The following is a 21729-nucleotide window of genomic DNA, read 5'->3' as shown; positions in this document are numbered from 1 at the left end:
GAGTCTCGGTCTCAACTACCCCGAATCAGGACATCGACTCCTGTTGCTGCGTCTCATTCGGGTCGTCGCGGGACCGTATCCGTCGCGGGGGGGCTCAGCAACTCGAGCAGGAATTCGACGGCCTCTTCGGATTCCGTGCGGCCGAGCCAGTAGATGCCGCGCTCCCGCACCTCCCGGTCCGGTTCGTTGCGGATGAGTTCCATCAGGACGCTCGGGGCTGTGGGGTCGGACCGCGACCGCATGTAGATCGCGTAGATGGCCTGCCGCTTCAGGAACGGTTCCGACAGTTCCCCGTAGAGGTCCGTGAGATACGCCACCGTCACCGTCGGGTGGGCCGCCCACGCGCTGAAGGCTGCGCCGCGCACCGCGTTGGATGCCTCCGGGTCGAAGGCGACCGAGCGCGCCCAGGCGGCGGTTTCCATGTCCTCTTTCTCCCCCACCTTGCTCGCCACCGAGCTCAGCAGGCTCTCCTTGAGATCGTCCGAATCGAGCTGGTCGTAGATTCGGACGAAGATTCCGCCTTCCACGTGATCCCGGTCCCGCAGCGCACGGATCGCCGAAGTACGAATGCGTTCGGACTTCGAGCGGTTGATGACCGCGCTGATGAGGGCGTTCTGGATCGCCGTGGGCGCCGACGAGTTCTTCGCATACCGGGTCGTGCGGAGCCCGCCGATCGCATCGCTCTGCAGGGCTTCGTCATCCGAGACGGCGAGCGTCTCCCGGAGCACGCTGAACGCGATTTCCGAGTCGAAACGCCACAATTCCTGGAGGGCGGCTCTGCGGACGGATTTCTCCGGGTGGCGATGGACGACGTTGAGAAGAACGGACTGCGCTTCGAGCGTTTCCTGTCTCCCGATGAGTTCGACCGCCTCCTCGTGAAGCCGTGTCGAACACCCGTCCTCGCGCTCCAGGACGCCGCGAAGCACCTGCATCCGGTTGATCTCGTCGTACCGCATCACCGCTTCGAGCGCCGCCAGCTGCACCGACACGTCATCGCACGGCTGCCGCTCCTGTGCCGCGGCGCGCGAGGCCTCCTGGTATTCCGCCCGCTGCCAATCGTAGGCCGCAAGCTGCTGTTGGTACTCCTCGGCCTGCCGCTGATACTCCGCCACGCGTTCCTCGTAATCGGCCGTATTCTGTCCGACCGGCGCGACGCTCTGCACCGGCGCCTGCCCTGTCGGCTGCGGCTGTCCCCGCAGCGCGGCAGCCAGCGAGTCCACCCGCGCATGAACGTCGGCCATCGTGGAGTCGGCCTGCGCATGACCCTCCGAGAGCATCGTGTCCGCCCTCGAATAGAGTTCGGCGATCATCCAGTCGGCCTGGGCGTCGACCGCGGCGGAGGCGGCCAGCGAGTCCCCGTAGACCGCCAGATCGGCGACCGACACCGGGAGCGAGACGATTTCGCCCGCCACCTCCACGGGCATCACGCGAAAACCAGGCATCGCGGGGAAGGCCTCGAGAGTCGCCTCTGCATCGCGCAGCAGTGCCTCTGCATCGCCAGCGTCGCCGCTCGACGCGAGTTGGCTTCGGATCTCGAATTCCAGGGCCCGCGCATCTTGGTACAGGCGCCCGGGGAGGTGCCTGCCATGTTGATCGACCGGCTGCGCCTCGTGAAACCCGATCATGAGAGTCTCGAGTAGCAACCGCGCCTCGGCCAGATCGCCGAGGCGATAGAGGGCGAACGCCTCCCAGTAGTATGAATCGGGCTCAAACGGAGGTGACGTGAGCGAGGACTCGGTCCGCACCGCCCGGAAGAGCGCCACCGCACGTTCAAACTCCTCCGCGTTGATGGCGCGACGTGCCTCGAGGAATCGTTGGACCTCCCCCTGCCGGACCGTCTGCGCGGCAAGGCTCCTCGCCCCAAGCACCTGCAGCGAACCGGGGGCGACGGCTTCAGCCGCCGTGAGACCGGCCAAGAGCAGTCCGACGGAGATCAGGTGTCTCGCGCGGTAATTCATGATATGCCTCCGTGATCGTGTATCTCCATGCGTCTCATCGTGCGTCCCGGATGATCTCGCCCGGTCACGCATCAGGTTCCACTCGCTGAACGAAGCCGCATCAGCGTACCCTGCTGTTCCATGCTCTCGCGGGCCAGTTCGCGCTCGAAGTCCGGAGCATCCGGGCCGAGCCGCGCGATCTGAACGAGGACGAGTTCGAGATCCTGCAGCAGGGCCCGTTCTCGTTGACCCTCCGCGGCAGGCGTAGCGAGCCGTGACCGGGTCTCCACCAGCAGTTCCCGCGCCCACCGGGCAAGATCGCGCTGGGACTCGTCGCTCCCGATATCCGTGCGGAAGGCAACGAGCAGGGTAGCGGCCTGGTCGAGGTGCCGGGACGCGTCGTAGTCGTTGGCCTGGGCGCGTGACGGCCCAGGGCCCGCGGGCTGCGTAGACGGCAGGCTCACGGCCTCGCGGAGCGGCAGGGCCGCACCCGCGTTGCCCGGGCGGGTGGCCGGATCGGCTGCCGGCGGGGCCGTGACGGCCGCGAACTGGCGGCTCGTTTCCAGGGGCTCTTCGATGAGCGAGGGCACCTGTGTCTCGCCGGCGGCAGGCGGCGCAATGGGCCCGGCGTCGGTCGCCGCGACCGGCGCCGGCGCCACCGCCGCGACGATCTCGGGCTCGGCGGGGACCGGGAGCCGCAGCCCCCGGTTCAGCCCCACGGCCAGCGCGACCGAGGCGGCGGCAGCTCCCGTGAGCCAGATGGCCGTGCGGCGTGGCCGCCGCCCAAGACCGCGGTATGCGGCCAGCCGGACAACACCGGGCGTGGCCTCGCGGTCCTCCTGCTCGACCGGCCGCCGCGCCACCCAGGCGGACTCGATGCGTGCCCACATCGCCTCGCGCGGCGCGGGCGGCGGCTCATGGTAGCCCGCCGCGTCGAACGGTTCGTCGTCCATCACGTCCGCGATCGAGTCTTCCGTCAGTCGCGTTTCGATGTCAGCCCACATCACGTCGGCCGGGGCCTCCGGCGGCTCGTGGTAGTCCGCCGCCCCCCGGCGGAGAAACTTCACGAATCGCTCCATGTCCGCCGTGTGGCCGGCGCCACCCGTGTGACCCCTATCTCCCTTGTCGCCCGTGTGATCCGTGTGATCCTTCAGCATGCCCATTCTCCCGCGTGGTCGGCAAGCGCCTCCCGCAGGCGGCCGCGGGCCCGGAAGAGTTGCGACTTCGATGTGCCGGCCTTGATGCCGAGCATCGTGCCTATCTCCTCGTGCGTGTAGCCCTCGAGATCGTGGAGGAGGAACACCGTGCGATATCCGGTAGGAAGCTCGTCGACCGCCCGGTGCAGCTTGGCCTTCACGTCGGGCTCGACCCCCGGCCCGCCGCCGCTCGCGCGAAGGTCGTCGTGCAGGACGGTCTCCCGGCCGCGGAAGCGCTTCACCTTGCGAAGTCCGTTCAGCGACACCGTAGTCGCGATCGACCCCAGCCACGTGCCGAACGCGGATTCGCCGCGAAACGTGTCGATCTTCGTGAACGCCCGCACGAACGTCTCCTGCGTGAAGTCCTGCGCGAGATGGTCCTCCCCCGCGAACCGGTAGCAGATCCGGAACACACGATCCACGTGCGCGTCGTACAGCGTACGCGCCGCGTGCTGATCCCCGTCCTTGAGCCGTTGAATGAGTTGTGGTTCGGTCACCGTGGCGGGGTCTCCGGGTCCACACCGGTTCCTTCGTTTCCAGACCGGTGACACAGTCAATGGTCGATTAGTTGCGCGGGGGTCGGCCGGAGCGCGGGGCCGTGGTTCGGCCGGGTCGCGGTGGAAGGATTCATCCGGGCCGCCGGAGGGCGGCTCGGCGGCCGGACCCGGGGGCCGACCGGCCCGCGGCGAGGGCGGGCCGGGGCCGGTCTTCCCGGCGCGGGTTCCCGGGAGCGGCGGAGGCTCCCGATCGGGCGGCGAGCGCCCGAGGCCGCGGCTCAGGCGACCGCGACCGCCGCGCCCTGCAGCACCTCGGCGATGTTCTCCAGCGCCCATTCCAGACTCGCCTTCTCGATCGTGAGCGGAGGCGCGAAGCGGATCACCTGCTCGTGCGTCTCCTTGGCGAGGATCCCGCGCGCTTGCAGCGCCTCGCAGAACGGACGCGCCGACCCCGACTCATCCCGGACCACCACACCGATGAACAGGCCGCGACCCCGCACGTGGTCGATGTGCGGCGAACCGATCGCCTCCAGTTCTCCCTTGAACCAGGAGCCCAGCTCGTGCGACCGCGCCGGAAGGTCCTCGTCCCGGATCACGTCGAGCGCGGCCATGCCGACTGCGGCGCCCAGCGGGTTGCCGCCGAACGTCGACCCGTGGTCTCCCGGGTGGAACACATCCATGATCTCGGAGTTGGCGAGGATGCCGGAGACCGGGAACACGCCGCCGCCGAGGGCCTTCCCGACGATCATGATGTCGCCGCGATCTCCCTCCCAGTCGGCGCAGAACAGCTTGCCCGTCCGTCCGAGACCCGTCTGGATCTCGTCGTTGATCATGAGGATGTCGTTCGCCCGGCAGATCTCGAGCGACCGCGCGTAGAACCCATCCGGCGGCACGACGACGCCCGCCTCGCCCTGGATCGGCTCCACCAGGAAGCCGACCGTGCTCGGCGTGATCGCGGCCTCCAGCGCATCGGTGTCGCCGTAAGGGATCTGCACGAACCCCGGCGTGAACGGTCCGAAGCCGAAGGTCGACCCCTCATCCGACGAGAACCCCACGATCGTCGTGGTCCGGCCGTGGAAGTTCTGCTCGCAGACGATGATCTCGGCTTGGTCCTCGGCCACGCCCTTGACCGTGTACCCCCACTTGCGGGCCGCCTTGATCGCCGTCTCCACGCCCTCCGCGCCCGTGTTCATGGGCAGCGCGCGCTCGAATCCCGTGGTCTCGCACAATTGCTGAAGGAATGGCCCCATCCGGTCGTTGTGGAAGGCGCGGGAAGTCAGCGTGAGCTTCTCCGCCTGGGCGCGCAGGGCCGCAATGATACGCGGGTGACGGTGCCCCTGGTTCACGGCCGAATAGGCGCTCAGCATGTCGAGGTACCGGTTCCCCTCGACATCCCACACCCATTCACCGTCCCCGCGCTCGAGTACGACGGGCAGCGGATGGTAGTTGTGCGCACTCCACTTGTTCACCTGAGAGAGGTATTGGCTGGTGTTCATCTCTTCCTCATGGGCGGTCGAGCGATCTCGACCATTGGTTGGGCCTTGGCGGTCCGTGGCGGACCGGAACCGGCCTCACCGGATTGAACCGGACCTGAAACGGTAGGTTGAAACTTCGACGGCGGCAAGATGATCCGGGACCCGCGTTTCCCCGTATCCAGCCGCGGGCTGCTACCTTGCCCGGATGAGCGACGCGTCCGTCATCCCCGACTTCGCCGAGTTTAGCCGTCTGGCCGAACCCGGCCGCATCGTCCCCGTCGCGATCGAGATCCCGTTCGACCTCGATACACCCGTCACCGCGTTCTCGAAGCTCCGGCAGGGGCCGTTTTCCTTCCTTCTGGAATCGGTCGAGGGCGGCGAGCGCTGGGCGAGGTTCAGCTTCCTCGGCTCCGCGCCCCGAGAGGCCTGGCGACTCGACGGATTGGAGATCCGCCGCTGGACCCCCGGCGGCGGGTGGGGGGATCCCGAACCGACGGACGATCCGTTCGGGGCGTTCGAAGCGTGGATCACCCGCTACGAGCCGGTCGAGGTTCCTCCCCTGCCCCGGTTCTGGGGCGGGGCCGTCGGATTCTTCGGCTACGACACGGTGCGCTGGCTCGAACGGCTGCCCGGCGCGCCGCCGGACGACCTGGGCGTGCCCGACGCCTGCTTCATGGCGACGGAGCACGTCCTCATCATCGACAACCTCTTCTCGCGTGCCTTCGCCGTGGCGGCGGTCCCGATTTCACACGACGCCGAGGATCTGGAGGCACTCTACGGGGCCGCCCGCGACCGGCTCGCGGAGTGGGTCCTGGCGCTGGAGGAGCCGCACGGGCTGGGGCGGCTCGGCCGCGACCCGGCGGGCGCGCCCGAGGTCTCCGGGAACCGCTCGCGCGACGACTACGAGGCGGCCGTCGATCGCATACGCGAGTACATCGTGGCGGGGGACGCCTACCAGGTCGTGGTCTCCCAGCGGGCCGGCGCCCACTTCGGGGGCGACCCCCTGGAGTTGTACCGCGCACTCCGGCGCAGCAACCCATCGCCCTACCTCTTCTTCATCGAACTGGACGGCGTGCGTCTCATCGGTTCATCCCCCGAGACCCTGGTCCGGGTCGAGGACGGGAGCGTCACCGTGCGGCCGATCGCGGGTACGCGGCCGCGCGGCGCCACCCCCGAGGAGGACGACGGGCACGCCCGCGACCTGCTCGCCGACGAGAAGGAGCGGGCGGAGCACCTCATGCTCGTCGACCTCGGCCGCAACGACGTGGGGCGGGTGGCCCGGCCCGGATCGGTCCGGGTGGCGCGCTTCATGGAGATCGAGCGCTACAGCCACGTGATGCACCTCGTCAGCGAGGTCACGGGGGCGCTCAGACGGGGAGTCGACGCCGTGGATGCGTTCCAGGCCTGCTTTCCGGCCGGCACCCTGACGGGGGCGCCGAAGGTGCGCGCCATGGAGATCATCGACGAACTCGAACCGACCCGCCGGGGCCCCTATGGCGGCGCCGCGGGATACGTGGGTTACGGCGCGACGAGCCTCGACATGGCCATCGTCATCCGCACGCTGCTCTCCATCGGGGATCGCGTGTACGCGCAGGCGGGGGCGGGCGTGGTCTACGATTCGGTGCCGCGACGGGAATGGGAGGAGACCCGCCACAAGGCCCGCGTGCTCCTGGAGGCGCTGGCCCACGTGTAGCCCCCCGCTCCGACCCGGCGCGGGTTCGGTTAGAGCCGGGCGAGTCGCTCCTCGCGGGCGACGATCGGGTCGATCTCGTCCGCGTATTCCTTGGCGAAGGCGAGCGCCTCCTCGAGGGCCTCCGTGCGCGTGCCCGCGAACCGCTGGCCCACGGCGGCGCTCATCGCGCACCCCGGCCCCGCGGCGGCGGCGACCTCCCACACCTCCGGCCCGCCGCGCAGCGCGGCCCGCCGACCCGCCCGGGTTTCCCGGAACTCGATCTGCGGGAATTTCCGCGCGCTCAGCCACTCGCCGAGAATCATCCTGAGTCCCTCGGAGGGAGTCCACTGCTGCTCGTAGAAGACGCGCTCGAGTTCCGACTCCACTTCCTGCGGGAGGCGGGTACACAGGGGACGAGGCAGAGACATGTATACATAGTATACGATCCCTCGTGGCCTCGCCATCCCCCCGGAGCGTCCGGCCCGTGGCTGAACGAGCGCTGTCACCCTTTTTCAACTCGCGGCGTCTAGGGGGTACGCGGGGCCACGGCACACGAGGCACGACCGGGCCCCTCCGCCGAACCGAGGAAGCGAGAGGACCATGAACGTTACCCGCATGTCAGCCGGGATCGGGCCGCTGTTCGGACTCGTGCTCGCGTTGTCGCCTCCCGCGGCCGCGAGCGCCCAGTCGGAAGGCGGAACCGTTCAGGGGAAGGTGGTCGATGCGGCGGGGAACGCACCCGTCGAGGGCGCCCAGGCCTTCGTCGTGGGTACCCTCATCGGGACGCTGACGGACGCGGGGGGGGGCTATTCGCTGGAGAACGTACCGGCGGGAGAGCAGATCGTCGCCGTGCGACTCATCGGATACCGGGAACTGCGGCAGAGCGTCACGGTCGTCGCGAACCGGACGGCGGTGCTCGATTTCACGCTCGAGCAGACCGCCGTGAGGATCCAGGACATCGTCGTGACGGGTGTCGTCGCGCCCACCCCGCAGGTCCAGCTGCCCTTCACGGTGGAGCGACTGAGCGCCCGCGCCGCGGCAGTGCGGGTATTGCACGGGGTTCCCGGCTTCAACACAGAGTCGTACGCGCCGATCGACGAGAACGACTTCCGGCTGGTGAGCGCGTCGCCCCTCTCCACCTTCTCGATCGACGTGGACCGCGCCTCCTACGCGAACGTGCGACGCTTCATCCAGGCGGGTGAACGGCCGCCCGTGGACGCGGTCCGGATCGAGGAGATGATCAACTACTTCCCCTACGAGTGGGACGATGTATCCGGGGACCACCCGTTCGCGGTGGAGACCGAAGTGTGGGACGCGCCATGGAAGCCGGAGCACCGGCTCGTCCGCGTCGGCCTGCGCGCGCCCTCCGTGGAGACGGCGCACCTCCCGCCCAGCAACCTGGTCTTCCTGCTGGACGTGTCCGGGTCCATGTCGCCCCCGGACAAGCTGCCCCTGCTCAAGAAGGCGTTCGCGCTGCTCGTCGAGCAACTGAGGCCGCACGACCGGGTCGCGATCGTCGTCTACGCGGGGGCGGCGGGTCTCGTGCTCCCTTCGACGCCGGGGAACCGGCGCGGGAAAATCCTCGAGGCAGTGGAGCGACTCGAGGCCGGTGGGAGCACGGCGGGCGGCGCCGGGATCGCGCTCGCCTACGAAGTGGCGCGGAAACACTTCATCGAGGACGGGAACAACCGCGTCATCCTCGCGACCGACGGCGACTTCAACGTGGGTGCCTCCAGCGACGGCGAGATGGTGCGGCTCATAGAGAGGGAGCGGGAGAGCGGGATCTTCCTCACGGTCCTCGGCTTCGGCACCGGGAACCTGCAGGACTCGAAGATGGAGCAGATCGCCGACCACGGGAACGGGAACTTCCACTATGTGGACGGGCTGCTCGAGGCGAAGAAGGTGCTCGTGGAGGAGATGGGAGGGACACTCCTCACGGTCGCGAAGGACGTCAAGCTGCAGATCGAGTTCAACCCGGCGCGCGTGGCCGCCTACCGCTTGATCGGCTACGAGAACCGGCTGCTCGATGACGAGGACTTCAACGACGATACGAAGGACGCGGGCGAGCTCGGGGCCGGTCACACGGTGACGGCGCTGTACGAGGTCGTGCCCGTGGGTCTCCCGCTGCCGCGTGGGGGCGTGGACCCGCTCCGCTACCAGCCGACCGCCGATCCTCCTGATGCGGACCCGGTCCCCGCGAGCGCGTTCGAGGACGAACTCCTGTACGTCAAGATTCGGTACAAGGACCCGGACGGCTCGCAGAGCAAGCTGCTCGCACATGCGGTCCCGGACCGGTCCGACTCGCCTTCGGGCGGCTTCCGCTTCGCCGCCGCCGTGGCGGGGTTCGGCATGTTGCTGCGGGATTCGCCCCACGCGGGCCGGTACACCCTGGACGACGTGGTCGGTCTGGCCGAGGAGGGGAAGGGGGCGGACCCGCGTGGCTACCGCGGCGAATTCATCCGTCTCGTGGAGACCGTCCGGGACCTGGACCTTCTGGGAGCCGAAGCGACCGACGGCGGCCAGCGTTAACGTTGCGGCTCGTCCCTCGGGCACCGCGGCGTTGACGACGACCGCGGCGGCCCGCAGCGGGGAGGGGGCCGCCCGACTTGAAGCTGAACCGACGGATCTCCGGCCGGATCGAACGGCCGGCGGACAAGCGACGCTACGTTCGCCGGCTGTTCGCGGGCGTGGCCGGCCGATACGACCTGACCAACGACGTCATGTCGCTCGGCCTGCACCGCCGCTGGAAGCGCCGGCTGCTCGAACTGACCGACCTGCGCCCGGGGCATCGCGTCCTGGACCTCGCCGCGGGCACCGGCGACCTCGCCCGCGGGGCGCTCGACCGCGCCGCGCGGAAGGGGTTCGAGATCCGCGTGGTCGCGGCGGACCTCACCCCGGAGATGATGCGGGCGGGCCGCACGCGCGGGAGTGGGGCGCTCCAGGGCTGGATCGGCGCCGACGCGCTGCGGCTGCCCTTCCCGGATGGCGCCTTCGACCGCGTGCTCGTCGGCTACGGGCTGCGGAACTTCGCCGATCTCGACGCCGGCCTGGCTGAGAGCTTCCGCTGCCTCCGGCCGGGCGGCCGCCTGGTCTCGCTGGACTTCGGACACCCGCGCTCGACCGCGCTGCGCCGCGCCTACTTCGCCTACCTGAACGTTTCGACGCGCGTCGTCGGGTGGGCGCTCCACCGCGACCCGGAGTCGTACGTCTACATCCCTGAGTCTCTGCGGAGGTTCCCGGATCAGCGCGCCATGGTCCGGAGGATGGAGGCCGCCGGGTTCGAGAGGTGCCGCTACGAGGAACTGATGCTGGGTACGATGGCCATCAACTACGGAGACCGCCGCTAGCTGCTAAACCTGGAGATTCGGGTTGGACTCCGCCCTCCAGACGGTGAACTGGCGCTGGCCGCCCTCGCTCTCCTCGAGCCGGACCGTCAGCGCATCTCCATCGGTGATGCGCAAATCGTCTCTCATCTCCTGGGGAATGGTGATACGTCCGCCACTTCCTACGTTGATGTTTCGGTAGTACATGACGCGGAAGATCGCCATCTAACCTCCCCAGAGTGCTGGAACCGGCAAGCAAGAGAACCACTTATGATGGCGACCGAAACCAATTTACGGTAGGCCGCGTTCAGATTGGGAATCTCGGGAAGAACCTCGTGGCGAAGGCCTCGCCTCGTAGCGACGGGAGAGAGCGGCCGATATGATCGGGAACGTGGACACACCCGCCATCCGCCTGCAGGGCGTCACGAAGCGCTTCGGCAAGAAGACCGCGGTCCGGGGTCTCGATCTCGAGGTCCCACGGGGATCGATCTGCGGGCTTATCGGGCCCAACGGCGCCGGGAAGACCACCACGCTCCGCATGATCCTCGACATCATCGGGCCCGATACAGGTTCGGTCGAGATGTTCGGTTCCACCGACATCGAGGCGGCGCGGGCCCGCGTCGGGTACCTCCCCGAGGAACGCGGTCTCTACCAGAAGATGACCGCCGTCGACCACCTCGCCTTTTTCGGCCAGCTCAAGGGAATCCGGCGGAAGGAAGCGCTGGCGCGTGCACGGGCCGGGCTGGAAGCGGTAGGGCTCGGTGACCGGGCGGACGACAAGGTGGAAGCGCTGTCCAAGGGGATGGCCCAGAAGACGCAGTTTCTCGGTGTCCTCCTGCACGAGCCGGAGCTGCTCGTGCTTGACGAGCCGTTCAGCGGGCTCGATCCGCTCAACGTCGACCTGTTCAAGGAGATGATGCTCGAGCGCCAGCGCGCGGGGGCCACCATCCTCCTGTCCACGCACCTCATAGAGGACGCGGAACGGCTCTGCGAGCGCGTCTGCATGATCGCGGGCGCGACCAAGGTTCTGGACGGCCGGCTGCGCGACATCAGGGCGGCGGCGGGGCGGCGCGCTGTCGCGATCTCGTTCGAGGGCAACCCGGAGTTTCTGGACGCCCCGGACCTCATCGAGCGCGTAGCGGCACATGGCCGCCATGTGGAGGTCCGCATGCTCGAGGGCGCGGATCCTCAGGCGCTGCTGCGGAGAGCTGTTGATGGCGGAGCGCGGATCTCCCGCTTCGAGCTCATCGAACCCTCCCTGCGCGAGATCTTCATCGAGAAGGCCACGGAGGCCGGGCTGTCGCACGAGGACGTGAGCGAAGACGACGAGGCGGCGGCATGAACCCGTTCACGCCCAAGGTCGCCGCCGTGGTTCGCCGCGAGTTCGTGCTGCGCGTGAAGTCGAAGTGGTTCCTCCTCTCCACGCTTGGGCTTCCGCTGCTCATTGTCGGCCTCGGCGCCCTGGCCGCGTTCATCGCCGTCAGAGCGGCGACGGATGTGGGCGAGACCCGGAGGGTCATCGCCGTGGCCGACCCCGCCGGACTCATCGGCGACCTGCTCATCGAGGAGTTCGTCGCCGATTCGATCGACGCCGTGCGGGCCGCCGACATGGAGGAGCTCTCGATCGACGAGGCGCGGAGTCGGCTCTCCTCCTCCTCGTACGCCCTGCTGCTGATGATCCCGCGCACCGCGGGCCGGCGGGCGGCGGAGATGCCGGGACAGGCCGGGGAGTCCGCGGGGCGGGACGCCGGAGACGACGAGACGACGCTCCTCGCGCTGGACAACGTCCCGGCCGTCCTCGAGGGCTCCGTCCGGGCGGCACTGCAGAGGGCATCGGTGAGGGCGCGGCTGCGTTCGGTGGGCGTGCAGAGCGTCGACCCGGGCGACCTCCTGTCGCGGACGTCCTTCGAGGTCGTGAACGTCACCGAGTCCGGCGAGGCCCGTTCCCAGGATCTCTACCGGGCACTCGGCTTCGCCATCGCGTTCATGTTCTATTTCGTCCTTCTCATCTACGGGCAGATGATCGTGCGGGCGATCCTGGAGGAGAAGCAGTCCGACATCGTGGAGGTCATGGTCTCCTCGCTCCGGCCGTGGGAGTTGATGCTGGGCAAGATCGTGGGCGTCGGGGCGGTCGGCATCGCGCAGATGGCGGTGTGGGGCTTCGTCTTCGCGCTGGCTGCGATCTATGGCCTCACGGGCGGGGCTTCCGCGCTGGCCGAGGCGGGGATCGATCTCGCGAACCTCCCGATCCCGTGGGGCGCCATCGTTCTGGTGCTCTTCTTCCTGGTCCTCGGCTACCTGCTCTACGCGGGCATGTTCGCCGGGGCCGGAGCGACGATCAGCAACGAGCACGACGCCCAGCAGGCGATCATGCCGATCACGATGCTGATCATCCTCCCGTTCATCGCGGTCCAGGGGGTGATCCAGAGCCCGAATGCCGGGTGGGCCGTGGTCCTCTCTCTCGTGCCGTTCTTCAGCCCGCTGGTGATGCCGGCCCGGCTGTTCGTCGCCTCGGTGCCCGTCTGGCAGTGGCTCCTGTCGCTGGTGCTGCTTGGACTCTGCGTGCTCGCGGCCGCCTGGGTCGCGGGCCGGATCTATCGCGTCGGGATTCTGATGAAGGGTCAGCGCGCCAACCTGCCGCAGGTGGTGCGATGGATACGGCACGGCTGAGGCTCTCGGGCACACGCTCCGCCGGCCAACTCCTCGCGCTCGTCCTCGGCCTTTGCGCCGCGGCCTGTCGGGGCGACCCGGACTCGATCGTGCTCGGGGCCACGACGTCCACCTACGACTCGGGCCTGCTCGAACATCTCGTCTCACGCTTCAACGACGACCACCCCGAGGTGAGGGTGCGGACGGTCATCCAGGGGAGCGGCGAGGCGCTCCAACTCGGGCGCAGCGGGGACGTCGACCTCCTGCTCGTGCACGCGCCGGAAGCCGAGGCGCGCTTCATCGCGGAGGGATACGCGCCGCGCCGGCGGTCCGTGATGTACAACGGCTTCGTGATCGCCGGCCCGGCCGGCGATCCCGCGCGGGTCGGGGAAGCGGGATCTCCCGCGGAGGCCTTCGCGAGGATCGCGGGCGGCGGGCACGGCTTCGTCTCGCGGGGGGACAGCTCCGGCACGCATTACCGGGAGTTGCGTCTGTGGCGTGAGGCGGGCCTGACGGCGGCCGGCCCCTGGTACATCGAATCGGGACAGGGGCAGGCGACGACGCTGCACGTGGCCAGCGAACGCGAAGCCTACGTGCTCACCGACGGGGCCACGTTCACCGTCCTCGCCCGGGTCCTCGACCTCGAAGCGCTCGTGGTCGACCACCCGTCGCTGCGGAACGTTTATTCCCTGCTCGAACCTCGGGCTGCGCTTCGGCCCGTTCAGGCGTCCGTCCTCGCAGCCTGGCTCCTGTCGGACGACGGACTCCGAGCGATCGCGGAGTTCCGGGTTCCGGGGCAAAACGGACCCGTCTTCATGCCGCGGACCGCCGAAGAGGTTGAAGGAGGACTGCCGGCTGCCGCAGATTCCGTCCGTGGATCCGCTGCTCGAGGCTCTCCGGCTCATTACGTCGGGTGACCTGTACGTCTGGAACGTCATCGTCCGCTCGCTGCAGATCAGCGGATCGGCGCTCCTCATGGCGATGGTCATCGGACTTCCGATCGGCATCGCCGTCGGCCTGACGCGGTTCCGGCTGCGGCTGCCCGTGGTGGCGGTGATCAACGCCGGACTCGCGTTCCCGCCCGTCGTCGTGGGCCTGGCCGTCTTCCTGCTTCTGTCGCGCGCGGGCCCGCTCGGCGATCTCCAGCTGCTGTACACGCCCGCCGCGATGATCGGCGCCCAGGCGATCATCGCGGGTCCCTACATCGCCGCCGTGAGCCTGGCCGCGGTCGAGGGCATCCCGGGGGACATCGCGCTCCAGGCCCGCGCGCTCGGAGCGAGCCGTTGGCAGGCCATCCTGCTCCAGTTGAGGGAGGTGCGCACCTCTCTCATCGCCGCGGTCGCCGCCGGGTTCGGGGCCATCATCAGCGAGGTGGGGGCCGTGATGATGGTGGGGGGCAACATTCTCGGCGAGACCCGGGTGATGACGACGGCGATCGTGCTGGAGACGCGACGCGGCAACTTCGAGGTCGCGATCGCGATGGGGATCGTGCTCATGCTCATCGCTCTCTGCGTGAACGCAATGCTCCTGCTGCTCGGCCGGCGATCGCTCCGCCGCGCGTCGGTCGCGTGAACGCCGCGTCCCCGCCGCTGCTGAGCGGGACCGGGCTCCGGCGGTGCTACGGAGGGAAGACCGCCGTAGAGGTCGGCCACATCGAACTTGCGGAGGGAGAACTGCTCGCCGTGTTCGGCCCGAACGGCGCCGGCAAGTCGACGCTGCTCCGGCTGCTCTCGATGCTGGAGAAGCCCGATGCCGGCCGGGTGACGTTCCGCGGCGTCTCCGGCCGGGCGGCCGAGCGCGCCCTCCGGGCCGCATCGGCCGTCGTCTTCCAGCGCGCCCATTTCTGGCGTGACTCGGTGGAGTACAACGTGGGACTGGGCCTCGCGCTGCGCGGCATCTCCCGCTCCGAGGCCCGCGAGCGCTCGCGGGACGTGTGCGAGCAGCTCGGGATATCGGACCTCCTCCCCGCCCACGTCTCGGAACTTTCCGGAGGCGAGGCACAGCGCGTGGCGCTCGCCCGGGCGCTGGTACTCGATCCGGAGATCCTCTTCCTGGACGAGCCGACGGCGAACCTCGACACCGACGCGCGGCTGGACCTGCGTGACGACCTCGAACGGGTCGCGCGCGAACGGGCGACCAGCGTGTTTCTCATCACACACGATCGCAACGAGGCCTTCCACCTCGCCGATCGCGTGGCCGTGATCCGCGACGGCCGCCTGATCCAGACCGGCACGCCGAAGGAAATCTACGAGAACCCCGCGGACGCCTACACCGCGCGCCTCACCGGCGCGGAGCTGACGATCCGGGGCACCGTGCTGACGGCGGAAGAACGGATGGTCACGGTCGATATCGGTGGGGCGTCGATCCTGGCGCTGGGCGACGCGGCTCCGGGCGAGCGCGTGAAGATCGCCTATCGTCCGGAAGATCTCGTGATCGCCCCCCCGGGTCTCCCGTCGACCGATCTGAGTACGCGGAATCTCCTCCACGCCACCGTGAGCGAGCGTCGGGACATGGGCGGGCTGGTGAGGTTGCGCATGCGCGGCCCGGTGGAACTCGTCGCCCTCGTCACGCTCGACGCGGCGGAAGAACTGGGGGTGGACGCCGGGGTGCGCGTCGCCGTCCGGGTGAAGGCGACCGCGCTCCACGCCTTCCCCGCCGGTCGCATGAAGACCCCCACCGGGTCACTTCGGCCCCGTCCGGAGTCCGGTTAGTTCGATCCCCTCGAACCCGCGGGTCCCGTCCAGATGACGATCGCGCCGCAGCGCCCCACCGAACCGCCGAACTCCGCCGGCAGTTCGCTCGGGCCGCGGTAGACCTCGATGCCGGCAATCTCCGAGGGGGACACGAAGTTGTCGATCGAATCCGTGAACTGAGCGTTGTCGCGGATCACCCGCACGCCATCCACGTAGACATTCGCGTTCATGCACCCCCATTCCGCGCGGCTGCTCAGGCTGGGAGCGCCGCGCGTCATGCGGACGACGCAGTTGTTGTTGCCGCTCCCCGTGCACTCGGTGCGCAACCCCGGGAGGCGCCCGAGGTAGTGGGTGACCCGGATCGTACCCACATCCTGAATGTCGTCGCGCGTGAGGAAAACGCCGGCGCCGCTCAGTTCCCCGAACTCCCGCCGGTCGTAGAAGCCCTGTAGCTCCAGCCGCTTTTCGCGGACCGCCGTGACGACGAGTGGCGGGAGTTCGATCGGATCCACGCTGAGTTCGAAGTTCACCTGAAGGGTCCGGTCGCTCGGAAGCTCGACCACCTGATCGACGTTCTCGTAGGCCAGGTGTTCGACGGCCACCTGATAGACGCCGGGATCGATTTCGTCGAAGGTGTAGCGGCCGTTGCCATCGGTCGCGCGCTGCTGGTCTTCGTCCACGAGGGTAACGGTCACCGCTTGCACCGGCCGTCCCGAACGTCGATCGACGACGCGGCCCACGATGCGGCCGGGGACGCGGAAAAGACTCTCCGCGGTCCGCATCTCCACACCCATGCCGATGTCCCATCCGGCCGGCGGCCCCGGCGCGATGTTGACGACGACCGGTTGCGTGAGGGAGAGCGCGACCCGGGCCTGAACGGTGAGGCTCGTCCCGGACGGGAGGCCGCAGAGCACGTAGGCGCCGCGGCGGTCCGTCTGCACGGAGACCCGCCGGCGCTGCCCCCGCGCGTCAGCCCATGTCGCGGAGACCGTTGCTCCCGACATGATGACCGCCTGGATCGTGTCCTGGACGACGCCGGCGAGACCGGTGATGGCCGGGTCCATGTCGTCGGGGCAGGTCACGAGGTCCTGGGCTGCCAGCCGGATGGCGGCGGGCGGAGCCAACATGGCGCCGAGGGCAATGATGCACCCCACTAGCCGGATCCGCATCCGCCCGGCTCCATGGCTGTCGGTACGTACTGGCATGTCGCGGCGTTCCGCTCTTCACGTCGGCTCGGTGCGGGGGCCGGTGGCCGCCCCGTGCTCGAATCTAACGAGCGTACGGGTCCGGCACATGTCGGCGTCGCTCCAGTCCATCAGGCGGGGGGAGTCGCCCCGAAGGCGGGGTGCGTCGTAAGTTTCGGGGGAGCCGCCGCCCCGCTGTCATCTTGCGCGGAGTCATGCGTCGTGCAGCACATCCTGCGTCACATCCTCCACCGCGGAAGGGTCCTCCTTGCGGCCTTCGCTCTGTCCCTGCTCGTGGGCACGAACGGCTGCCTCGACCTGGGCCTGGGGTTGTCGCCGGCCGTCGGAGGCCTGCTCCAATCCGTGGTCAGCGAAGGGGAAGCGCTCCCGGAGTTCGCGCGCGCCTTCGGAGGGCCTGGAACGATGCGCGTCAGCGGCCAGATCGTGGGTCGGCTGCGGTGCGACTACATCGACAGCGAACTCGACGTGAGAGGCGACGGTCTGAAGCTCACCCTCACGATCATCTCGGGTCGACAGGGCTGCAACAGCCGCACGCCGACGACCATCTCCTACCTGGCGAACATCTTCCACCTCGATCCCGGCCCGACGGGGATCGTCGTGGAACATCGCTACGAGGGCGTGGACGGTGTGGCCGGGAAACGCCTCGACGACGTGGTCACCGTGAGGTGAGCCCGCGACCCGCCCCCGCGGGCGGTCAGTCGAGCGGCGTGGAGCGGGTGTGCAGTTCGATCAGGTCGTCGTCGGACATGCCGCCGAGCGCGCGCGTCGCTTCGGCCACGCTGCGGCTCTCGTGCGCCACCCACCGCGGGCGCTCGAACGGATCCTCCAGACAAACGAAGTAGATCCGCGCCGCCCGGGGCGTGTTCGGCTGTCCCCCCGACACGTAGGCCTCCCACTGGATCATCCCGCCATCGAGGAACGTGCGGGAGAGTGCGCGCTTCGGGTCGACCGCCATGCCGCTCACACCTTCACGGAGCGGACGAGCAGTTCGCGGAGCCCGCCCTCGCTGATCTGGGCCACCGCCTCCTTCGGCACCTTCGACAGCCCGGGCGGCGCCTGGTTGTAGCGCTGGGGCACGGAGACGTCGTCCTGGTTTCGAAACATCACCAGCAGCCGGGGCGACTGCTGCGTCGTACCGGAGAAGATCGAGAACTCCGCCTCCCAGGTGGCGCCGGATTCGCTCGTGAACCGGGTGCGGGCGCTGTCGGCGGCGCCGTCCAGCCGGAAGATGAGCTTCTTCAGCAGCGACATATGCGTGTGGGGATCGTTCGTGTACGTGAAACGGCGAACTCGGCGCGAAGACAGTAGGCCCGTCGGCGACGGCTCGCCAGCCTCCCGCCCTACCGATGCCGCGCTGAAGCTGCGACCTTGGGTGGGACCCTGACCTCCCGGTGTTTCGAGGGATCAAAGGAGGAAGTCATGCCTGTCTCCCCCCGCTGGTTACATATCCTCGCCGCACGCCGGCTGCGCCCCGCCGAGGTGGCGCTGCTGCTCGTCGCGATCCTCCTTCCGGGCGTCGCCTCGGGGCAGGACGCGAGCGTCATCGACGCCTTCTCCCGCCAGATCGCCGGCGAAGTGGAGGGGGACGGCGTGGGGGGCATCTCCGCCGCCGTGTTCAAGGGAGATCAGGTGCTGTGGGCACAGGGCTTCGGCTGGGCGGACCCCGTGAAGCGGGTCCCCGCGGGCGTGCGGACGATCTATCGCACGGGGTCGATCTCGAAGTCCATCACGGCGGTCCTGATGGCGGACCTGATGGAGGACGGCATCGTGGGGTTCGATGACGCCCTCGTGGACCATCTTCCGGAGGCCAGGGGCCTCGGGGATCCACGCGCCGGGATGGCCCCCATCACGTTCCGGCAGATGGCGAGCCACACCGCGGGCCTCATCCGCGAGCCCGAACTCGAGGGTGCGGCGGCCGGACCGATCGAGGACTGGGGGCACAAGATCCTCGCGTCGATCCCTCATACGCGCTACGACACGATGCCCGGGGCCCGCTACCAGTACTCGAACATCGGATACGGGATGCTCGGCTACGCCCTCCAGCGGGCGGCTGGAACCTCCTTCATGGACCTCGTCGAGGACCGGATCTTCGAACCGCTGGGCATGCGTTCGTCCACCTTCATCGTCGGCCCCGACCTCTGGCGCCGGGTCTCGGTGGGCTTCGCCATCGACCCCGAGGGCGCCGTGGACGCGGACATGCCCGCACTCGAGCACGAAGGACGGGGATACAAGGTACCGAACGGCGGCGTTTACTCGACGGTGGGTGATCTGGCCACCTTCGGAGCCGCGGTGATGGGGATGACCGAATACGGACTCCTGGAGCCCGCCACCCGCCGCGAGTTGATGACCGTCCAGACGCCGGAAGACCCGGAGAACGGGTACGGCGTCGGCTTCTCGGTTCGTACGGTGATGCTCGAGGGCGGACGGACGGTCCGTTTCGTCGGCCACGGGGGGTCCGTCGCCGGGTACAACATGTACCTCGTGTTCGAGCCCGAGAGCGGCTACGGAGTGGCGCTCGGGCGCAACTACACCGGCGGCACGACGAACCTGGGCGAGGCCGGAAACGGGCTGCTGCGCGCGCTGCTCGAGGCCGCGGGATGACACGCGCATGGCGACCTGTCGCGGCCTGAGCGGGGGGGCGGCGCTTCTCGCCCTTCCGGCGCTCCTCCTGACCGTGGCCCCCGTCTTCGGCCAGGAGGAGGAGGAAGACCGGACGATTCGGGCGTGCGAGCAACTCGGCAACGCCGACCTCGAGGTGGGGATCGACGGGATCGTCCGCGATGAGGAGAGCCGGATCCCGCTCCCGGGGGCCACCGTCCTCATCCGGTACGAGGCCGAACGGGAGATGGCGACTCCGGAGGACGTGACGGTCGAAGCGGACGAGAACGGCCGATACCAGGTGTGCGGCCTCGTCGCGTTCCGCGAGGTGCGGGTCCGGGCCCGCTACCGGAGCCAGCGCGGCAAGGAGCGCAAGGTCGACCTGGACCGGCCCCGGCGCGTCGAACTCGAGGTCGATCTGGGGGACGCGGCCTTCCTCGTCTTTTCCGTCGTCGCGGCGGAGAACCTGCAGCCCGTGGCGGGCGCGGAGATCGACTTTTCGCCGCTCCCGATTTCGGGCGTCACGGACTCGCTCGGCAGGGTCGGGTTCCGCACGGTGCCGCCGGGCAGCTACGGTCTCCATGTGGAGCACATCGCGTTCGCGCCGCTCGACACCGAGATCAACGTCCTCACGGACCAGACCGCCGAGTTGCGGGTCGAGTTGAACACGCGGGCGATCGCGCTGGCGCCGATCGAAGTGAGGGTCACCGGCCGCGATCCCTACCTCCTCACCTCGGGCTTCTACGATCGCCGCGGCGACATGGAGGATGGCTACTTCGCCACCTTCCCCGAGATCGACAACTACATCCATCTGGGGCAGGTCTTCCAGTTCAAGCGTGAACTCTCGATCAAGTACCGGCGCAGGCAGCTCATCCTCCTGAACGGCAGGCCGGCGAACCGCCTGGGCATCAACGTCCGCAACCTGCGCGAGCTCAAGTTCAACACCGTGCGAGGGATCGAGGCGTACAGATGCAGCGACGCCCCGCCCGAGATCCTCAACCAGGTCCCGAACACGATGATGCTGAGCGACTGCAACCTCATCGCCATCTGGACGCGCTGACGCCGCGGTCCCCTACCCGACCTAACCATTCCTTGACGGCGAGCAACCTCTGGCGCTCCGTGCGCGAGGCGATCCGGGGGACGGAACAGGACTTCACGTCCGGCAGCCTGAACCGGGGCGTCCTGCTGCTCGCCATCCCGATGGTGCTCGAGATGCTGGGCGAGTCGCTGTTCGTGGTCGTCGACGCGTACTTCGTCAGCCGTCTCGGGGCCAGCGCCCTGGCCGCGCTCGCGCTCACGGAGTCGATGCTCGCGGTCATCTATTCGATCGCGGTGGGGCTCGCGATGTCCACCACCGCGATGGTCGCCCGGCGCACCGGGGAGAAGGACAAACGCGGGGCGGCGCGGGCCGGGGTGCAGGCGATTCTGCTCGCCGTCGGCATCGCCGCCGTGCTCGGTCTGACCGGCGCCCTCCTCGCCCCCTGGCTGCTGCGCGTCATGGGCGGCGAGCCCGAGGTCGTGCGGGTCGGGACGAACTTCGCCCGCATCCAGATGGGCGGGATGGTCGTCATCATCCTCCTCTTCGTGAGCAACGCGATCTACCGCGGGGCCGGGGACGCGACGATGGCGATGCGGTCGGTGTGGCTCGCCAACGGGATCAACATCGTACTGGACCCCTGCCTCATCCTGGGGCTCTGGATCTTCCCCGAACTCGGACTGACGGGCGCCGCCGTGGCCACGACCACGGGGCGCGGGATCGGAGCCCTATACCAGCTCTGGCACATGTCGCGCGGCGACCGCATCCGCGTGAGGCGCGAGGATGTACGCCTCGACCTCGCCGTGATCGGGCGGCTCGCTCGCGTGTCCCTCGGCGGCATCGGCCAGATGCTCGTGACGCAGGTCAGCTACATCGCCTCGATCCGCATCCTGTCCGAGTTCGGAACCGTCGCGCTGGCCGGGTATTTGCTCGCGATCCGCGTCGTCATCTTCATCATCCTCCCCGCGTGGGGCCTCGCGAACGCGGCGGCCACGCTCGTGGGCCAGAACCTCGGGGCGGGGAAACCGGAGCGCGCGGAGCGGGCCGTCTACCTCACCGGCTCGTGGAACATGATGTTCATGGCCGTGATCACGGTGATCTTCGTCTGGCTCCCGGACCTCATCCTGGCGCCGTTCGCGATGGACCCGGAGACGAACGCGGTGGCGGTCCGCGCCCTCCGCATCATCAGCTACGGCTACATCTTCTACGCCTGGGGCATGGTGACGATGCAGGCGTTCAACGGGGCGGGCGACACGGCGACGCCGACCTGGATCAACGTCGGGGTCTTCTGGTTCTTCCAGCTCCCGCTCGCGGCGACCCTCGCCTTCCCGCTGGGGCGGGCGGAGAACGGCGTCTTCTGGTCGTTCGCGATCGCCTATTCGCTGTCGGCCGTAGTCGGCCTGACGCTCTTCCGCCGCGGGCGGTGGAAGAAGAAGGTCGTGTAGCCG

Annotated in this window: 21 protein-coding genes; 12 read left to right on the top strand and 9 right to left on the bottom strand. The window is 69.0% G+C overall.

The features are described 5' to 3' along the window. Nucleotides 1-53: 53 nt before the first annotated feature. The 4 genes from ACOOHF_RS06990 to rocD form a co-directional block, all read right to left on the bottom strand. A complete protein-coding gene (locus ACOOHF_RS06990) occupies nucleotides 54-1958 on the bottom strand; it encodes a hypothetical protein (protein ID WP_420463952.1) in 1905 nt (634 codons plus the stop codon). 71 nt (nucleotides 1959-2029) lie between these two features. Further along, on the bottom strand, nucleotides 2030-3094 hold the full coding sequence (locus tag ACOOHF_RS06985; protein ID WP_420463951.1) for a hypothetical protein: 1065 nt from the start codon (nucleotides 3092-3094) through the stop codon (nucleotides 2030-2032). Next, on the bottom strand, nucleotides 3088-3630 hold the full coding sequence (locus ACOOHF_RS06980) for an RNA polymerase sigma factor (protein ID WP_419934289.1): 543 nt from the start codon (nucleotides 3628-3630) through the stop codon (nucleotides 3088-3090). Before ACOOHF_RS06980 ends, ACOOHF_RS06985 begins: the two co-directional genes overlap by 7 nt. A gap of 278 nt (nucleotides 3631-3908) precedes the next feature. Then, nucleotides 3909-5126 carry an ornithine--oxo-acid transaminase gene (gene rocD, locus ACOOHF_RS06975; RefSeq protein ID WP_420463950.1) on the bottom strand — a complete coding sequence of 406 codons (1218 nt, stop codon included), beginning with the start codon at nucleotides 5124-5126 and terminating at the stop codon, nucleotides 3909-3911. Between the two features lie 184 nt (nucleotides 5127-5310). Between rocD and ACOOHF_RS06970 the strand changes: the two genes are divergently transcribed. Next, entirely contained in the window at nucleotides 5311-6798 is a 1488-nt protein-coding gene (locus ACOOHF_RS06970; protein WP_420463949.1) for an anthranilate synthase component I family protein, read from the top strand. Nucleotides 6799-6827: 29 nt separating this feature from the next. Here ACOOHF_RS06970 and ACOOHF_RS06965 read toward each other — a convergent pair whose 3' ends face one another. Continuing rightward, entirely contained in the window at nucleotides 6828-7205 is a 378-nt protein-coding gene (locus ACOOHF_RS06965; protein WP_420463948.1) for a hypothetical protein, read from the bottom strand. Between the two features lie 172 nt (nucleotides 7206-7377). On the opposite strand from ACOOHF_RS06965, the gene ACOOHF_RS06960 reads away from it, so the two are divergent. Both ACOOHF_RS06960 and ACOOHF_RS06955 read left to right on the top strand, forming a co-directional pair. Next, nucleotides 7378-9306 (top strand): YfbK domain-containing protein, encoded by a 1929-nt coding sequence (locus tag ACOOHF_RS06960; protein WP_420463947.1) that lies wholly within the window; start codon nucleotides 7378-7380, stop codon nucleotides 9304-9306. Nucleotides 9307-9383: 77 nt separating this feature from the next. Next, the gene (locus tag ACOOHF_RS06955; protein WP_420463946.1) at nucleotides 9384-10124 is read left to right on the top strand and encodes a ubiquinone/menaquinone biosynthesis methyltransferase; all 741 of its coding nucleotides are present in this window, start codon (nucleotides 9384-9386) and stop codon (nucleotides 10122-10124) included. A gap of 3 nt (nucleotides 10125-10127) precedes the next feature. Here ACOOHF_RS06955 and ACOOHF_RS06950 read toward each other — a convergent pair whose 3' ends face one another. Beyond that, nucleotides 10128-10325: an AbrB/MazE/SpoVT family DNA-binding domain-containing protein gene (locus ACOOHF_RS06950; protein WP_419934283.1), complete on the bottom strand. Its 198-nt coding sequence runs from the start codon at nucleotides 10323-10325 to the stop codon at nucleotides 10128-10130. Between the two features lie 154 nt (nucleotides 10326-10479). Between ACOOHF_RS06950 and ACOOHF_RS06945 the strand changes: the two genes are divergently transcribed. From ACOOHF_RS06945 to ACOOHF_RS06925, 5 genes are read left to right on the top strand one after another with little or no spacing between them, the layout of a single operon-like run. Continuing rightward, on the top strand, nucleotides 10480-11442 hold the full coding sequence (locus tag ACOOHF_RS06945; protein WP_420463945.1) for an ABC transporter ATP-binding protein: 963 nt from the start codon (nucleotides 10480-10482) through the stop codon (nucleotides 11440-11442). Beyond that, nucleotides 11439-12770 (top strand): ABC transporter permease, encoded by a 1332-nt coding sequence (locus ACOOHF_RS06940; protein WP_420463944.1) that lies wholly within the window; start codon nucleotides 11439-11441, stop codon nucleotides 12768-12770. Before ACOOHF_RS06945 ends, ACOOHF_RS06940 begins: the two co-directional genes overlap by 4 nt. Next, a complete protein-coding gene (locus ACOOHF_RS06935; protein ID WP_420463943.1) occupies nucleotides 12752-13666 on the top strand; it encodes a substrate-binding domain-containing protein in 915 nt (304 codons plus the stop codon). Before ACOOHF_RS06940 ends, ACOOHF_RS06935 begins: the two co-directional genes overlap by 19 nt. Next, complete coding sequence (locus tag ACOOHF_RS06930) at nucleotides 13623-14321, top strand: ABC transporter permease (protein ID WP_420463942.1); 699 nt, start codon at nucleotides 13623-13625, stop codon at nucleotides 14319-14321. The genes ACOOHF_RS06935 and ACOOHF_RS06930 overlap by 44 nt, the downstream gene beginning before the upstream one ends. Beyond that, nucleotides 14318-15460, top strand: a complete 1143-nt coding sequence (locus ACOOHF_RS06925; RefSeq protein ID WP_420463941.1) for an ABC transporter ATP-binding protein — start codon at nucleotides 14318-14320, stop codon at nucleotides 15458-15460. Before ACOOHF_RS06930 ends, ACOOHF_RS06925 begins: the two co-directional genes overlap by 4 nt. On the opposite strand, the gene ACOOHF_RS06920 is transcribed toward ACOOHF_RS06925, so the two are convergent. Then, on the bottom strand, nucleotides 15457-16611 hold the full coding sequence (locus ACOOHF_RS06920; RefSeq protein ID WP_419934277.1) for a carboxypeptidase regulatory-like domain-containing protein: 1155 nt from the start codon (nucleotides 16609-16611) through the stop codon (nucleotides 15457-15459). The genes ACOOHF_RS06925 and ACOOHF_RS06920 overlap by 4 nt on opposite strands. Nucleotides 16612-16848: 237 nt before the next feature. Here ACOOHF_RS06920 and ACOOHF_RS06915 point away from each other — a divergent pair, with 237 nt between their 5' ends. Continuing rightward, on the top strand, nucleotides 16849-17316 hold the full coding sequence (locus tag ACOOHF_RS06915) for a hypothetical protein (protein WP_419943085.1): 468 nt from the start codon (nucleotides 16849-16851) through the stop codon (nucleotides 17314-17316). A gap of 25 nt (nucleotides 17317-17341) precedes the next feature. Here ACOOHF_RS06915 and ACOOHF_RS06910 read toward each other — a convergent pair whose 3' ends face one another. Continuing rightward, nucleotides 17342-17602, bottom strand: a complete 261-nt coding sequence (locus ACOOHF_RS06910) for a hypothetical protein (RefSeq protein ID WP_420463940.1) — start codon at nucleotides 17600-17602, stop codon at nucleotides 17342-17344. A gap of 5 nt (nucleotides 17603-17607) precedes the next feature. After that, entirely contained in the window at nucleotides 17608-17898 is a 291-nt protein-coding gene (locus tag ACOOHF_RS06905) for a hypothetical protein (RefSeq protein WP_420463939.1), read from the bottom strand. Between the two features lie 168 nt (nucleotides 17899-18066). Here ACOOHF_RS06905 and ACOOHF_RS06900 point away from each other — a divergent pair, with 168 nt between their 5' ends. Genes ACOOHF_RS06900 through ACOOHF_RS06890 form a run of 3 tightly spaced genes read left to right on the top strand, consistent with a single transcriptional unit; the run spans nucleotide 18067 to nucleotide 21726 of the window. Then, nucleotides 18067-19248, top strand: a complete 1182-nt coding sequence (locus tag ACOOHF_RS06900) for a serine hydrolase domain-containing protein (RefSeq protein ID WP_420463938.1) — start codon at nucleotides 18067-18069, stop codon at nucleotides 19246-19248. A gap of 7 nt (nucleotides 19249-19255) precedes the next feature. Beyond that, nucleotides 19256-20305 carry a hypothetical protein gene (locus ACOOHF_RS06895; RefSeq protein WP_420463937.1) on the top strand — a complete coding sequence of 350 codons (1050 nt, stop codon included), beginning with the start codon at nucleotides 19256-19258 and terminating at the stop codon, nucleotides 20303-20305. Nucleotides 20306-20337: 32 nt separating this feature from the next. Continuing rightward, entirely contained in the window at nucleotides 20338-21726 is a 1389-nt protein-coding gene (locus ACOOHF_RS06890; RefSeq protein WP_420463936.1) for an MATE family efflux transporter, read from the top strand. The last annotated feature ends 3 nt before the right edge of the window (nucleotides 21727-21729 follow it).

Origin of the sequence: Candidatus Palauibacter sp. (assembly GCF_965216145.1) — a bacterium.
Lineage (GTDB): Bacteria > Gemmatimonadota > Gemmatimonadetes > Palauibacterales > Palauibacteraceae > Palauibacter.
Note: the sequence above shows the minus strand (reverse complement) of the source record. Positions and strands in the feature narration are given on the sequence as shown.

Coding starts and splice junctions, on each gene's coding strand:
- ACOOHF_RS06990 (WP_420463952.1), bottom strand. CDS start 1,958: ATGAATTACCGCGCGAGACACCTGATCTCCGTCGGACTGCTCTTGGCC.
- ACOOHF_RS06985 (WP_420463951.1), bottom strand. CDS start 3,094: ATGCTGAAGGATCACACGGATCACACGGGCGACAAGGGAGATAGGGGT.
- rocD (WP_420463950.1), bottom strand. CDS start 5,126: ATGAACACCAGCCAATACCTCTCTCAGGTGAACAAGTGGAGTGCGCAC.
- ACOOHF_RS06970 (WP_420463949.1), top strand. CDS start 5,311: ATGAGCGACGCGTCCGTCATCCCCGACTTCGCCGAGTTTAGCCGTCTG.
- ACOOHF_RS06965 (WP_420463948.1), bottom strand. CDS start 7,205: ATGTCTCTGCCTCGTCCCCTGTGTACCCGCCTCCCGCAGGAAGTGGAG.
- ACOOHF_RS06960 (WP_420463947.1), top strand. CDS start 7,378: ATGAACGTTACCCGCATGTCAGCCGGGATCGGGCCGCTGTTCGGACTC.
- ACOOHF_RS06950 (WP_419934283.1), bottom strand. CDS start 10,325: ATGGCGATCTTCCGCGTCATGTACTACCGAAACATCAACGTAGGAAGT.
- ACOOHF_RS06945 (WP_420463945.1), top strand. CDS start 10,480: ATGATCGGGAACGTGGACACACCCGCCATCCGCCTGCAGGGCGTCACG.
- ACOOHF_RS06940 (WP_420463944.1), top strand. CDS start 11,439: ATGAACCCGTTCACGCCCAAGGTCGCCGCCGTGGTTCGCCGCGAGTTC.
- ACOOHF_RS06935 (WP_420463943.1), top strand. CDS start 12,752: ATGGATACGGCACGGCTGAGGCTCTCGGGCACACGCTCCGCCGGCCAA.
- ACOOHF_RS06920 (WP_419934277.1), bottom strand. CDS start 16,611: ATGCGGATCCGGCTAGTGGGGTGCATCATTGCCCTCGGCGCCATGTTG.
- ACOOHF_RS06910 (WP_420463940.1), bottom strand. CDS start 17,602: ATGGCGGTCGACCCGAAGCGCGCACTCTCCCGCACGTTCCTCGATGGC.
- ACOOHF_RS06905 (WP_420463939.1), bottom strand. CDS start 17,898: ATGTCGCTGCTGAAGAAGCTCATCTTCCGGCTGGACGGCGCCGCCGAC.
- ACOOHF_RS06900 (WP_420463938.1), top strand. CDS start 18,067: ATGCCTGTCTCCCCCCGCTGGTTACATATCCTCGCCGCACGCCGGCTG.
- ACOOHF_RS06895 (WP_420463937.1), top strand. CDS start 19,256: ATGGCGACCTGTCGCGGCCTGAGCGGGGGGGCGGCGCTTCTCGCCCTT.